At 36.8% G+C, this 13,872-nt stretch carries 16 protein-coding genes; 7 read left to right on the top strand and 9 right to left on the bottom strand.

Annotated elements, in window-relative coordinates:
- The first annotated feature begins 95 nt into the window (after positions 1 to 95).
- The 6 genes from E2R67_RS01030 (at position 96) to E2R67_RS01005 (ending at position 4,931) form a co-directional block, all read left to right on the top strand.
- Positions 96 to 758 carry an HAD family hydrolase gene (locus E2R67_RS01030; RefSeq protein WP_134289053.1) on the top strand — a complete coding sequence of 221 codons (663 nt, stop codon included), beginning with the start codon at positions 96 to 98 and terminating at the stop codon, positions 756 to 758.
- A gap of 99 nt (positions 759 to 857) precedes the next feature.
- Complete coding sequence (locus E2R67_RS01025) at positions 858 to 1,433, top strand: TetR/AcrR family transcriptional regulator (protein WP_134289052.1); 576 nt, start codon at positions 858 to 860, stop codon at positions 1,431 to 1,433.
- A gap of 166 nt (positions 1,434 to 1,599) precedes the next feature.
- The gene (trhO, locus tag E2R67_RS01020) at positions 1,600 to 2,577 is read left to right on the top strand and encodes an oxygen-dependent tRNA uridine(34) hydroxylase TrhO (protein ID WP_134289051.1); all 978 of its coding nucleotides are present in this window, start codon (positions 1,600 to 1,602) and stop codon (positions 2,575 to 2,577) included.
- 194 nt (positions 2,578 to 2,771) lie between these two features.
- Positions 2,772 to 3,398 (top strand): guanylate kinase, encoded by a 627-nt coding sequence (gene gmk, locus E2R67_RS01015; protein WP_134289050.1) that lies wholly within the window; start codon positions 2,772 to 2,774, stop codon positions 3,396 to 3,398.
- 142 nt (positions 3,399 to 3,540) lie between these two features.
- Complete coding sequence (rpoZ, locus tag E2R67_RS01010) at positions 3,541 to 3,816, top strand: DNA-directed RNA polymerase subunit omega (protein ID WP_134289049.1); 276 nt, start codon at positions 3,541 to 3,543, stop codon at positions 3,814 to 3,816.
- Between the two features lie 125 nt (positions 3,817 to 3,941).
- Complete coding sequence (locus E2R67_RS01005) at positions 3,942 to 4,931, top strand: calcium/sodium antiporter (RefSeq protein WP_134289048.1); 990 nt, start codon at positions 3,942 to 3,944, stop codon at positions 4,929 to 4,931.
- Between the two features lie 153 nt (positions 4,932 to 5,084).
- Here the strand turns inward: E2R67_RS01005 and E2R67_RS16800 are convergent, their stop codons facing one another.
- The 3 genes from E2R67_RS16800 to E2R67_RS00990 are packed head-to-tail and all read right to left on the bottom strand — an operon-like array spanning position 5,085 to position 6,252.
- Entirely contained in the window at positions 5,085 to 5,252 is a 168-nt protein-coding gene (locus tag E2R67_RS16800; RefSeq protein ID WP_508278620.1) for a hypothetical protein, read from the bottom strand.
- Positions 5,253 to 5,268: 16 nt separating this feature from the next.
- Positions 5,269 to 6,051 carry a Rossmann-fold NAD(P)-binding domain-containing protein gene (locus E2R67_RS00995; RefSeq protein ID WP_134289047.1) on the bottom strand — a complete coding sequence of 261 codons (783 nt, stop codon included), beginning with the start codon at positions 6,049 to 6,051 and terminating at the stop codon, positions 5,269 to 5,271.
- A 30-nt stretch (positions 6,052 to 6,081) separates the two neighbouring features.
- Positions 6,082 to 6,252: a DUF1289 domain-containing protein gene (locus tag E2R67_RS00990; RefSeq protein ID WP_134289046.1), complete on the bottom strand. Its 171-nt coding sequence runs from the start codon at positions 6,250 to 6,252 to the stop codon at positions 6,082 to 6,084.
- 128 nt (positions 6,253 to 6,380) lie between these two features.
- On the opposite strand from E2R67_RS00990, the gene E2R67_RS00985 reads away from it, so the two are divergent.
- Positions 6,381 to 6,737: a glutathione S-transferase N-terminal domain-containing protein gene (locus E2R67_RS00985; RefSeq protein ID WP_134289045.1), complete on the top strand. Its 357-nt coding sequence runs from the start codon at positions 6,381 to 6,383 to the stop codon at positions 6,735 to 6,737.
- 43 nt (positions 6,738 to 6,780) lie between these two features.
- On the opposite strand, the gene E2R67_RS00980 is transcribed toward E2R67_RS00985, so the two are convergent.
- The 6 genes from E2R67_RS00980 to hemC all read right to left on the bottom strand — a co-directional run bounded on the left by E2R67_RS00980 (position 6,781) and on the right by hemC (position 13,627).
- On the bottom strand, positions 6,781 to 8,862 hold the full coding sequence (locus E2R67_RS00980; RefSeq protein WP_134289044.1) for a permease: 2,082 nt from the start codon (positions 8,860 to 8,862) through the stop codon (positions 6,781 to 6,783).
- Between the two features lie 74 nt (positions 8,863 to 8,936).
- Positions 8,937 to 9,449, bottom strand: a complete 513-nt coding sequence (locus tag E2R67_RS00975) for a phosphatase domain-containing putative toxin (RefSeq protein ID WP_134289043.1) — start codon at positions 9,447 to 9,449, stop codon at positions 8,937 to 8,939.
- 138 nt (positions 9,450 to 9,587) lie between these two features.
- Positions 9,588 to 10,802 carry a heme biosynthesis HemY N-terminal domain-containing protein gene (locus E2R67_RS00970; RefSeq protein ID WP_134289042.1) on the bottom strand — a complete coding sequence of 405 codons (1,215 nt, stop codon included), beginning with the start codon at positions 10,800 to 10,802 and terminating at the stop codon, positions 9,588 to 9,590.
- A gap of 5 nt (positions 10,803 to 10,807) precedes the next feature.
- On the bottom strand, positions 10,808 to 11,926 hold the full coding sequence (locus tag E2R67_RS00965) for a uroporphyrinogen-III C-methyltransferase (protein ID WP_166739288.1): 1,119 nt from the start codon (positions 11,924 to 11,926) through the stop codon (positions 10,808 to 10,810).
- A gap of 25 nt (positions 11,927 to 11,951) precedes the next feature.
- Positions 11,952 to 12,704, bottom strand: coding sequence for a uroporphyrinogen-III synthase (locus tag E2R67_RS00960; RefSeq protein ID WP_134289040.1), 753 nt, complete (start codon positions 12,702 to 12,704; stop codon positions 11,952 to 11,954).
- Positions 12,701 to 13,627: a hydroxymethylbilane synthase gene (gene hemC / locus E2R67_RS00955; RefSeq protein WP_134289039.1), complete on the bottom strand. Its 927-nt coding sequence runs from the start codon at positions 13,625 to 13,627 to the stop codon at positions 12,701 to 12,703. Before hemC ends, E2R67_RS00960 begins: the two co-directional genes overlap by 4 nt.
- Between the last annotated feature and the right edge of the window lie 245 nt (positions 13,628 to 13,872).

Below are 13,872 nucleotides of genomic sequence, written 5' to 3'. Positions count from 1 at the left end.
TCATAAAAATTAAGGTACCTTTTACATTTTCAAGCTAAAGGTGAAACAAATTGTCTACACAGGTATAATTAGATTTTTCATTGCTGAGATTTTTTATGCCTTACCAAGCTGCCATTTTTGATATGGATGGTCTTTTATTAGATACCGAACGTGTTTGTATGCAAGCCTTTGAAAAAGCTTGTAAAAAACTATCCCTTCCTTTTGTCCAAAGTGCTTATGTCAAAATTATTGGTTGTAACGCTAAAGGCATTGAAATTGCGATCATGGATCATTATGCACAATATATTGATTACCCAACTTTACGTAAAGCGTGGATGGATGGCTATTGGCCTATTGTTGAAAACCAAGCGATTCCAGTAAAAGAAGGTGTGATTGAATTGTTAGACTGGCTTAAGGAAAAAGACATTCCTATTGCCGTTGCAACATCGACGCATCAAGAACTCGCAGCGACCAAATTAAAGCTATCAGGCTTAGCACCTTACTTTGAACATATCAGTAGTGGATGCGAAGTCACTCACGGTAAACCTCACCCAGAAATATTCTTATTAGCAGCACAACGGTTACATGTTTCACCACAACATTGTCTTGCTTTTGAAGATTCAAATAACGGTGTACTTGCTGCTGTTGCTGCAAAAATGCAGGTTTATCAAGTGCCTGATCTAGTAAGTCCAGATCACAATATCATTGCGTTAGGCCATCAAGTTAAAGCTTCGTTGCATGATGTTTTAAGGGATCTAAAAGCTGAATCAGAAAAATAAATCGAAATGTGTCGGTTAGATCATAAGAACAACTAGACAGATCGTACTTCATGTAGCATTGTTAAACATATCAAACAAAAATGGTTAGGAGTTTACATAATGAATATCAAACAGAAACAAATCCTAGATGCGGCCTTTGCGCTTTTTTATTCTCGAGGCTTTCATGCTGTTGGTATTAACGAAATTATTAAAGCTGCGAATGTGGCTAAAAAAACACTTTATAACCATTTTCAAAGTAAAGATGAGCTGATTATTGCGACTCTCACTCAGCATCACGAGCAGATCATGCAACAGCTTCAAGCTCGTTTGAAATTTGCCGTTCCGGGTAAAGACAGTTTATTAATTGTCTTTGAAACACTCGATGCATGGATCCAAGGCGAACAAACCGAATTACCAGACTTTAATGGCTGTTACTTTACTCAAGCCATCTCTGAATTTTCAACAATCAATCCAGATATCGCTTCACTTTGCTTAAACCATAAAAAAGCTTTTCAAGCTATTTTCACAGAACAAGTAAACGACTTTGAAACGAATCCAGAAAAACAAAAGCTATTAATTGATTTGTTAATTTTATTACATGAAGGAGCATTAACCAACTCGCATGTACTAGGACAAAAAAATAGCGCGCAACAAGCGATGCGTTATATTGAAAACTTGTTACGTTTCAAACGTTAACAACTGGCTCCGAGGGTTAACAATCTCAATCAACACAAGGCCCTCAAACAAAAAGATAAAAGACTAAAGCAGATAACAATTGATTAACAATTTTCTATTCGTATAATGCCGAGCTCATTTACTGCGCTGAATTTACGTTTCAGTTAGCAAGATAAGGAAAAGAAGTATGTCAAATATTGTTGTTTGTGCATTATACCGTTTTGTCTCTTTAGAAAACTTTGAAGAACTGCAAACTCCCCTACTAAACATAATGAATACCAACCAAGTTAAAGGTACGTTATTACTCGCAAGTGAAGGTATTAACGGCACCATAGCTGGTGAGCAAGAAGGTATTGATAATGTACTTAATTGGTTAAAGTCTGATCCAAGATTGGTTAATTTAACCGTTAAGCTTTCGTTTGATACTCAAAACCCATTTTACCGTACTAAGGTGAAACTTAAGAAAGAAATCGTGACCATGGGCGTTGAAGGTATTGATCCTAATCGTACAGTGGGCACTTACGTTAAACCAAAAGATTGGAATGCTTTGATCAGCGATCCAGACGTTTTATTGGTTGATACACGTAACGATTATGAAATCAGTATTGGTACTTTTGAAAATGCAGTGGATCCTAAAACCACTAATTTCCGAGAGTTTCCTGAGTACGTTAAAGAGAACCTCAATCCCGCTAAACACAAAAAAGTAGCGATGTTTTGTACTGGCGGTATTCGCTGTGAAAAATCAACTGCTTATTTAAAAGAGCAAGGATTTGATGAGGTTTATCATCTTGAAGGTGGCGTGCTTAAATACCTTGAAGAAGTGCCAGAAGAAGAAACAATGTGGCAAGGTGAGTGTTTTGTGTTTGATAATCGTGTTTCTGTAAACCACCAGCTTGAAAAAGGTCAATACGACCAATGTCATGGCTGTCGTTTACCAATCACGGAAGAAGACAAAAAATCAGATAAATATATGCAAGGTGTAAGTTGTCATCATTGTCACGATAGTTTATCTGAAGAACAGAAAGCACGTTTTTTAGAGCGTGAAAAACAAATTCGTTTATCAAAAGAACGTGGTCAAGCGCATATTGGATCTGATGCTTTAACGCAATTAGAAGAAAATAGAGCGAAGAAACAAGCGCTCAAAGCCCAACAACGTACAAAATAATCAATTCATACCACTTCTTATTCTAGAAGTGGTATTTCTCACTACTTTAATTCTCTTTCCACAAAATATTTTCCGATTAAAAAGACTTCATTCGCAAAATAAGCGATAATCGCGCACACAAAAATTTACGTGTTCAAAAATCAAACAACAAAATAGCAATTAACTCGAAATAAACTGCTTTAGGAAATTTAATTATGTCTCAGGTTGGTACTCTTTATATTGTCTCTGCGCCAAGTGGTGCAGGTAAATCTAGCTTAATAAAAGCACTATTAGCAGAAAAACGTAGTTACGAAGCACAAGTTTCAGTTTCTCATACAACTCGCGCTCCACGTCCTGGTGAAGTTGATGGCGAACATTATCACTTTGTGAGTGAAGCTGAGTTTAAACAATTAATTGAAGAAAATGCTTTCTTTGAATGGGCTGAAGTCTTTGGCAATTATTACGGCACATCTCGTGTCACTATTGAACAATCTTTAGCAAAGGGCATTGATATACTTTTAGATATTGATTGGCAAGGTGCCCGTCAAGTACGTGAAGTGATGCCAAATGCTAAAGGTATTTTTATTTTGCCACCAAGCAGAGCAGAATTAGAAGCGCGTTTAAACAAACGTGGTCAAGATAGTGCAGAGATTATTGCTAAGCGTATGCAAGAAGCGCAATCAGAAATGTCGCATTATGATGAATACGATTATTTAATCGTCAATGATGATTTTGATATTGCGATGCAAGAATTCTCTGCCATTGTACTTTCACTAAGAAGTGAGCAAGCAAAACAAGCAATTAAACATCGCCAAACCATTAAAGAATTATTGTGTCCGTAATGTTTAAAGCACAAAGTTAGCCGATATATTGATTTAACATAGGTAGAAAAGTAAAATCTCTGTATCAAGGTGCTGGATCAATTACTGTTTAGCACATATAATAAGCGCCCGTTTTTATGTAATTAACTTTTGGAGTTCAACAATGGCACGAGTAACCGTTGAAGATGCAGTAAATGTAGTAGGCAACCGTTTTGATTTAATCTTAATGGCTTCTCGTAGAGCTCGTCAGCTTGCAACACAAGGTAAAACACCTTTAGTTGACCCTGAGAATGACAAGCCAACCGTGATCGCATTACGTGAAATCGAAGAAAACTTGATCACTAATGAATTAATGGATATTCAAGACCGTCAAGAAAAACATGAAAAACAAGCAGCTGAATTAGCTGCTGTTGCTGCTATTGCAGAAGGTCGTGGTTAAATACCAATTGACTTAATAAATTTAAAAAAACGCTGAGCATGAAAGTGCTCAGCGTTTTTTTATATACTCATTACCAATAAAGGGGATAATGAGTATGCATCTCTCAAAAAATTCAGGAGGAAATTTTGATTACTTTATTATATCCCGTGTTGGCTATCCTAGCTGGCTTTGCACTACTTATCTGGAGTGCAGATAAATTCGTTTTAGGCGCATCTAATACAGCCCGCAGCTTTTCAATTTCACCACTTATTGTAGGTGTTGTTATTGTAGGTTTAGGCACCTCAGCACCGGAAATGTTAGTGTCAGCAATGGCGGCAATGGATGGCAACACAGGACTTTCAATTGGTAATGCAATTGGCTCTAATGTCACTAACGTTGGTTTAATGTTAGGTTTAACCGCTTTATTTTATCCACTACATATCAATTCAAAACTGCTTAAACGTGAAATGCCAGTATTACTGCTGATCATGGGATTAAGCTATTACTTATTACTAGATCAATTTCTTAGCACCATAGATGGCATGTTATTACTTGCAATGTTGTTTGTTATGTTAGGTATTACAATCAAAGAAGCAAAAAGTCACGGTGAAGATAACTTACCACAAGAAATTTTAGACGAGTTACCTGAAGAAGTAAGTAAAGGTGTTGCTTTAAAATGGCTAATCATTGGTATTGCCGTTCTTATTGGCTCTTCTCGTTTATTAGTGTGGGGTGCAGTTGAAGTTGCTGAATTCTTCCAAGTAAGTGATTTGATTATTGGGTTAACAGTGGTTGCAATTGGTACAAGCTTACCTGAATTAGCAACAACACTAGCCGCAGCTCGTAAAAAAGAATTTGATTTGGCCGTAGGTAATATCATCGGTTCAAATATGTTTAATATTCTAGGTGTAATGGCATTACCTGGATTAATTCATGCGGATAAATTTGATCCTGCAGTATTAACTCGAGATTACCCTGTTATGGTTGCCCTAACGGTCGCATTAATGATCTTCTCTATCGCTTGGCGTAAAGGTAAAGGTGGCATTTTAGGTCGCTTTGAAGGTCTATTATTATTAGCAGGTTATATCGGTTACATGTTCTGGTTATACCAAGATATGACAGCAAGCGTTATTTAATTTTCATTACATAGCAACGCTGTTTCATTAGGCTTCTATTTAATGATAAAAAAGGCGCTGAGATATAACTATCTCAGCGCCTTTTTAGTATTTATTGAAGTGTTATATTCCTTATTCGCTATTAAGCAGTCGATATTAAACAGTCGGTATAAGCTAAGCATTACGTGCAGGTTTGGTTTTAGCGTGCGTTACATACAAAGTCACTGCAGTAAAACCTAAACCTCCCACAATATTACCCAAAGTGACGGGAAGTTGGTTCCAAGCTAGCCAATCCATAATTGTAAAATTAGCACCTTTAACAAAAGTGAGGGAGTTTTTAATAGGAGAAAAAATTAATTTACCAAACTATCTTTGAAGTGTCGGGATATATAAATTCATAACCCAATTGGTCTTTTATCTTTTGATTACACACTACTTTAGTTGCGCTGTTTTCTAGGATCACACATTCCGGCTCAGGGTAGCCTAATGATCTAGCCATGCTGCAGTAATAATCTTTTTTAGTTGGATGGTTATCTGCACACCCATTGAAAATTTCTCCCCATGCTTTTTGCGCAATAATTGTGTCGATTAATTTAAGACAATCATCTTGATGAATTAAATTTACTTTCCCATTGCCATCTGTAACACTTTTACCTGATGCAAAGAAACGCCCTGGATGGCGTTTAGCGCCAATTAAGCCAGCAAAACGAATCACAGTACATTCGAAATGAGTACTCTCAGTAAACAGCTTCTCAATGCATCTTAAGTTTGTTTCTTCGGATAATGGTTCATCTTCTTTACAAAGTCCGTAGTGGCTTGGATAAACAGAAGTCGAACTAATGAACAGCACCTTTTTGATCGGGCTTTTTTCTATTTCGCTCAATAAATGTTGATAAGCAGACAAAGCTTTGCAAGTGATATTGATGATTAATATTTCTGCGTTTAAGAATGGCTGAATAGTATCAGTCAGACTTTCAATATCAACAATATAGGGTTCAACATTTAACGCCTCTAGTTGCTTTGCTTTATCTAACGAGCGCGTTGATAAATGGACACAATACTCGGATTTTTTAAAATGTTCAGCTAATGGTTGCCCTAGCCAACCACTACCTAAAATACTTATCGTATTTTCTTGTTTCATTATTTTTCCATTTTCAATAAAGTTTATTAATTAATTTTGTTGATGCTGACGTTGTTCTGCGTTAACAACGATTATTTGTTTACGTTTGTTGGAAGCTTTCGACCATTCCATTATTTCTGAAAGGCTACGGTAACAACCTGAACAAATTTTTTCTTCTGTTAAACAGCAGCGAGAAACACAAGGAGATGCTGGAGTCGTCATTTAATTCCTTAATAGCAGATTAAGTTGTTTATTATTTGAACCTAAATTTCTTTTATACACACTTCTTTTATACCCTAAAGGGATCGGTTACACTTTTGTTTTAACAATATCACTACAAAGAGAAAAAAATGAAAATAATTCGTTGGCTATTAGGCCGTTTAATTTTAATTTTAAATTTTATTTTTGCACCTAAAAAACTAAAACGACCAGTGGCTGAACAACAAAAAGTTGATCAAGAAACTCAACATTTACAATTATTTCAATATCAAGCTTGCCCTTTTTGCGTAAAAGTCCGTCGCGCTATGCGTAGAAAAGCACTTAATATTACGTTAATTGATGCAAAAAAAGCAGAAAATAAACAAAAGCTTGCAGAACAAGGTGGGCAAATTAAAGTACCTTGCTTACGCATTGAAGAAAATAATGAAGTAACTTGGATGTATGAGTCTTCAGATATTATTAGCTATTTAGAAACTAGATTTGCCTAATCAATAAACATTCCCCTCACCAAATATGATGAGGGGAGTGTTTTTAATGATGGTGATGATGATTGTGCTCTAGCAATCCTTTCGGTAATAACTCAGCAATAAATGCACGTGCACCTCGACGCAATAGCGATGCAAAATACAACACTAAAATAATTGATAAACTCGCGTAATTCCACCAAGAGAAATCTGCAACAAGCTCACCTAACCAAGGTAATGGGAATGCATCAATATATTGATTTAGCGATAACCCGATTAAGAATGATCCCACTAGCATCAACATAGCAAAAGCAAAAGCAGCAAAGAAACCTTGCTGATGCTTTAATTGCTTCAATAGATCTAAACTAATGCTTGGACCAATTAATAAACAAGCAATGGCTGCCCCCGGTGATAAACCTGCAATTAACATCACAGCAATAACAGGCGTCATACCTGTTGCACATAATGCAAATGGAAAGGCGATAGCAACCATCACTAATACCTGTAACCACAATGCTTGCTCAAAGAAAGCCCAAGCAGGTGTCGCGGACAGTGTTGCCGCTAATGCCCAACCAAAAATAACCCAAGGAGCGGTATGATCTAACTGGTGTTGATAACCTTGTTTAATAGCCGTAATAAACCGAGAATTAGGTTTTGCGCCTGCGCAGGTTTGTACAACCACATTAGAAATTGGCTTTTTAAAATGTCTACCTAATAGCCATGCAATAAAGACCGCAAAGATAATGGCAAAAACAAAACGTAATAAGACCAATTGTTCTCCCAATAAAGGTATTGAAATTAAAAGCGCATCAAAACCAATAATTGGCGTTGCAATTAAAAAGGCCGTCGCAAAAGTTTGATTAACACCTAAGCCTAATAATTGTTGATGCATTTTACTCGCGGCAGGAGAGCAAATAGGTAAAGGTAAACCATAAAGCGCACCTTTCACTGCATCTTTAAAGTACCCTTTCTTTTTCTCTTCAGGTAAAACATTTAAGTCTGGCTTAAAGTAATGCATTAAACCACTTAATAAATAAGCAAAAAGCAGCATTGGAGCACTGTATAAAGCTAATTTTGCAAAGTTTTTTAAGGTTAACGCAGTGTTATGTTGTTCGGCTTCATGATCATGACCTTCATGGGCGTCATGCTCATCAGCTTCGTGATCATGTCCTTCATGGGCAGCATGCTCATCAGCTTCGTGATCATGTCCTTCATGGGCAGGATGCTCATCAGCTTCGTGCTCATGACCCTCGTGGGCAGGATGCTCATCGGCTTCGTGATCATGACCCTCATGTGCAGCATGTTCATCGGCTTCGTGCTCATGGCCTTGCGCGTCATGTTCATCGGCTTCGTGCTCATGGCCTTCATGTGCGGCATGATCTTGATACACCGAAGTGATTTCAACAGGAGATTCTTCAGCACCATGAACATGTTGTACATAGCCCAACCAATGCGGTAACAAAACAAAACCTAAAGCGACTAATCCTAAGAAGCTACCCACACCCGCCGCATATTTATGCTCTTTAGCTTCTTTATCATGATGTTTTTTATGGTTATGGAGATATGGTCTATGCAAGACAACATGCATGATTGATCCCATTACAAATGCTTGGAACCAAGCCAATAGTTCACCATCTAATTGTGCGACCGAGAATTCTGTGTAAGAAGCGCCAAGTAAAGTGGCTATCGACATACTAATGATCACTACAAAAGGTAAAACAACACCATATTGAGGACGTAATAACCACCAAATGGTTAAACCAACAGGGAAACGATGCAATAAAACGCCTAATGCCAATAACCACTCAGTATGATTTGCTTGATCCGCTAAAAGCACAGTGCCATCTATACTTGCATGTAAAACCAACCCTAACACACCTAAAAATAAAGTCGTGTTATGTGCTTTATTGGCTGCTTGATGGAAGTATTTTTCGATTAAAGAAGGCGCTAACAAGCCTAAAGCCGTTAACACTAAAACAAACAAACCACCTTCATGTAATAATTCAGGCAAGATATGAAATAGAACTAAACCAGAGATACTGACAAAAATGAAGGCATCTAAAAGATCTACCCATCCAGGTTGTCGCTGTAATAAACGGTAAGTGATAGGGCCCAAGAACAAGGCAAAAATGCTTAAAATGAGTAACATAGTTAAAACCAATTGAAATAGTCTTGTTATATTATAACATCACAAACATTCTCGCCACTCTAGATGAGATATTTTTAACTATTTATGACGTTTTTCTCTACCGATTTAATATAGTCGATATGTTTCTCTAACTTAAAAGCATTAGGTCTTAGCTTTTGTATTTTCTCGATAACCTGGGAGAGTTCCTCACCGCGCTCTATTAATATCTGTCCAGAAACTAAACCTGTGCGTCCTGAACCTCCTTTACAGTGAACCGCTATATGCTCATCTCGATTTAATAACTCATGAATAGCAGGACCAGCTGTTTTCCATGATTCACTAAAACTCGCATCAGGCGCACAATCATCTTCTATAGCTAAATGAAACCACTGCATACCTAATGAACGGGTAATAGTTGAAATGTCAGATAAAGATAATGCACTAAGCTCAGCAGAAGTCATTAATGTCACAACAGCACTCACACCACTATCTTTTAGCTGTTTTAATGAAGACGTTAAGGAAATATCTTTCGTACCAGGACAAGGCGTTAGGATTAGTTGTGCTGAGCCTTGTTCAAGACGAAGCGGAAAAGTGGGATGTAAACTCATTGGGTAACCTGTTTAAATAAAAAGTAAATAAATACTTATTATACCCGCTCGCTATGACATATTTATGATTAAAGAATAAAATATCTTCAATCATAAATATCTTTGTGGGTTCGTTCTATTTAAACGAGTTGCTTAGGACTAGTTTTCTTGGTTTAACTCAACTAAACCTGCCGGCTTGGCTGCATATTCTAAACCTTGGCGATAATATAAGTTAGCGTCATCAGGCTTGCCTTGATCTGCTAATAAAGAAGCTAATAATTGGTAGTCTGCAACATTGGGCAATGTTTTAACACTTTCCACAAAATGAGTAACTGCCGCTTCAGGACGATTTTCTTTAAGCTTCAAATGCGCCAATGCTTGATGAGTATATCCCGCGTACTCACTGCGTTTTAACTGTTTCTCAAGGAAAGTAATTAAAGCGTAATGATCAGTTACTTGGATTTGAGGCAAGTAACTTAAAAGCGGTAAAGAGAAGTGATGTTGAAGTTTATCTAATAAAAACTCCTGTGCTAACTTTCCACAACCGTGATCAATATAAGCCGATAATATTGCTTTTTGATAAGATAATTCTTTACGCATTGCTCTTGAAACATTTTTATTCCAATAATCGGATAATGCAGAGCCACTTTCTGAAGCTAGCTGTTGGAATAATTGTTGATGAGCATGTAGCTCCAACTCAAGAAATTCTTGATCATTCAAACCAAGTAGTTTGCGTTGTGTACTAATTAACGTGATCAGTTTTTGCCATTCATTTAATCCTGGATAGATAGATAAATAATACTGACAGATTTGCTTATTTTTAGGGAAGTTTTCATCTAACTCTTTTAATGTAAGATGTGCTTCACCAAATTGTTTCGCATCTAGTTGAAGCTCAACAGAGACTAAACCCACCGCTAATTTACAACCCGGTGCTTTATTCGCTAAGTCTAAATATTTGTCACGCTTTACAAAGTCACCATTTTGATGGGAAGCACGAGCAGCACCAATATATGTTAATGCAGGCGCATCGCTACGAGCCGCAGATTTGGATAGTAATTTTTCAGCTTGTTTTGTATTACCTTCTAATAAAGCTAGCATTCCTAGTAAACTGTCGCGTTGTGCTTGACGTATTTTACGCTCTCCAAGCCAACCACGAGTAATACTGCTCATCGATAATAACTTTCGTAAAATCCATTCTAAAACAAGTAATACGACATAAAGTAATAGGACAATAAAACCAGCATTAATGATAGTGGTTTCATAGGTGGTATAGCGATCGAAAGAAACAAGTAAGTAACCTCTGTTAGCACTTAATTCTGGCGCAAAGATAAGGCCTGCCAATAAAGCAACGATAATAATTAACAATCTAATCATATGAGTTACTCCGCTTCTTGAAGCATAAGGGATTTAGTCAAACGCTGCTCAATAATACGTGCCAGTACAGGGGCACTTTTGAATTGATCAGGGTAAGTAAAAGTAATTTTTTGCTGGCTAAGCGCTTCAATTTGAGCATAAAAAGACTGGTTACTTTTATCAGTCATATCAAAATACTGATCAACAAGCTGCAGTGCATTTTGTAATGAAAAATCGTAAAGCGCTTGCTGTTCTCTATAAATTGCAAATTCAGCTTTAGCAAGATTATTTCTAAGGTTTTCTTTTAAATACCAAGCTTGCTCTGGTGAAAGTAACGCTTCCACAGACACATCACGATGAGAAATAATAATGAAACTTTCAATAAAGGCGTGCCATGATTTATTTAGGTTTGCTTTCCAATCACCTACATCTTGTGACAGTTCATCGGTTTTCTTGCTTTTAATCTCAGGCATTTCTAGGCCAGAAATTAATAACTTATCGATGCGGCGCTCTAAACTAGATAATTTTAACACCGTACTATCTACGTCATGCTCTGGTAATTCGTCAAGCATATTAATATCTTCAAGCAATGCTCTACGTAAGGGATTTAAGCTTGGGTCACGCATTTCTATAACACGCTGATCAGCAGCTTTTAATAACGCAATTGTTGAAATTAAATCGTGCTCCAACCAGAGTTTACGACTTGATAAATTAATTAAGTATTCAACTTCAGACAAGATCCAATCATTAGGGTGACGTACATTAGTTTCAGCAAGACTACGCTGTAATGATTGCACATCTGAACTGTATAATTTGTTTTTATTTTGAACATCTAAAAGTTGTAGATTCAATTGTTCAACTTTGCTTTTAAAATCTGCTGTCATTGATTGAGATTGTTCAAGTAGTGTATTTTGTAAAGCAGCTTGAGACTCAATTTTAGAAGTAAGTTGTTGAGCTTGTTGTTGATAAGCAATATTGTTAGACGCATTTATTGTATAAAGATAATAAGCCCCAGCTATCGCACAAACAGAAAGCACAATAGACAATAAAGTAATAACAGCAAGTAAACGAGAAGGTTTTTTAGATGTCATCTCGACTTCAGGCTCAGTCGAAATATCTTGAGTATCTATATTAGTATCAGTCATAACTTTCCTATTTAAAACGAATGGGTTACTTACATTTCCCATTATTTTCTTTAAAAAATTCCACTATTCTCTCTGTCCGTAGACTAGGTAGAATGACAACTTGCCTTGCACCTAATAATGATGCCTGCTGAGCAACACGACTACTTGGCACATAAAGAATTAACTTCGACAACCAATCTTTATATTTATTCGGTACTAATGTAAATAATTGATTTAAAATTTCAGTACTGCTGATAATAGCACCATTTATTGACGCTTGTTGCCAATTATTAACTAACTCTATGCCATTTAGATCAAGTTTAACGCGTTTATAGGATTCTAAAAATGTCACCTCTGCACCACGCGCAGCCAAGGTTTTATCTAAAAGATCACGTCCTCCTTGGCCTCGTAATATTAAAATACGTTTTCCCTGTATAGATTGTAATAATTCAAGGTTTAATAAGCCCTCACTATCAGCACTATCTTCTGGTACTAAAGCTTCGTTTTCAATTACGCCATTCAATAAAGCTTGTGTCGAAACACCTACAGCAATATAAGTGGCTTTGGGCCATTCTTTATTTATCAATCGTTTAGTACATTCTACAGCGTTACCACTAACAGCGATAACAACATCATAATACCCATTAACAAATTTCTCAGTAGTTAATGCGTCTTCTAAAGCTTCAATCCTTAATAAGGGTTGAGCAATTGAAAAACAACCAACCTTATTCAACTCCAGCGCCAATAATTCTGCTTTAGGAGAAAAACGAGTGATCAGCAGGCGTGATTCAGTTTTCACTTATAAACTTCACTTAAAATGGCTTTAGCCCCAGCATCCAATAATTGATGAGCTAGTGTTTCACCTAATTCATGAGCTTGATCCACATGGCCAGTGATCTCTTTTCTAATAATCTCTTTACCATCTACGCTACCTACTAATCCACGTAAGAACAATTGATCGCCATCTATTAATGCAAAGCTACCAATAGGTACCTGACAGCCACCTTCAAGAGCAAGATTCATCGCTCTTTCAGCAGTGACTCTTAAACGGGTAATATCGTGATTTAACGGCGCTAATAAATCCACAGTCTGTTGATCATCTAAACGACACTCAATACCGACAGCACCTTGTCCAACCGCTGGGAGGCTTACTTCTGGTTCGATATAACTCGCAATACGTTGATGCATTTCTAAGCGCATTAACCCTGCAGCAGCAAGAATAATGGCATCGTATTCGCCGTCGTCAAGCTTGCGTAAACGAGTGTTTACGTTACCACGTAAATCTTTAATAGTGAGATCAGGTCGTAATGAACGAATTTGACACTGGCGTCTTAAACTAGATGTGCCGACAACGGCACCTTGAGGTAGCTCGGAGAGTTCTTTAAAGTTATTTGATACAAAGGCATCACGAGGATCTTCTCTTTCACAAATAACACTCAAACCTAAGCCTTCAGGGAAATCAACAGGTACATCTTTCATTGAATGTACTGCAATATCAGCACGATCTTCTAGAATCGCTACTTCTAACTCTTTAACAAATAACCCCTTACCTCCGACCTTTGCTAAAGGAGTATCTAAAATAATGTCTCCTTTAGTCTTCATAGGTAATAATTCAACCGTTAAATCTTGATGATGTTTTAGGAGCTCTGCTTTTACAAAATTAGCTTGCCACATTGCTAAAGGGCTATGACGAGTTGCAATACGGATTATTTTTTTAGACATGATTATTTCTCTAACAAAGGGAGTAATGATGCTACCAAAAACAAGCTTAGGATTCATAAAAATATTTAAAATTTGAAATATTAAAACGAAAAAATCCCTGTCGACATTAGTCAACAGGGATTGTTTAATACCAATCTGTAAAATTAACTGGTCAGTTTCATCCAGTCTCTAAAGCACATGCTTTTTACTCTTAGAGGGATGCTGACAAAGTCATTCCATGCCTTACATACTTCATCAACAATATT

The organism is Psychromonas algicola, assembly GCF_004378355.1.
GTDB lineage: Bacteria > Pseudomonadota > Gammaproteobacteria > Enterobacterales > Psychromonadaceae > Psychromonas.
This window is presented reverse-complemented; position numbering and strand designations above follow the sequence as displayed.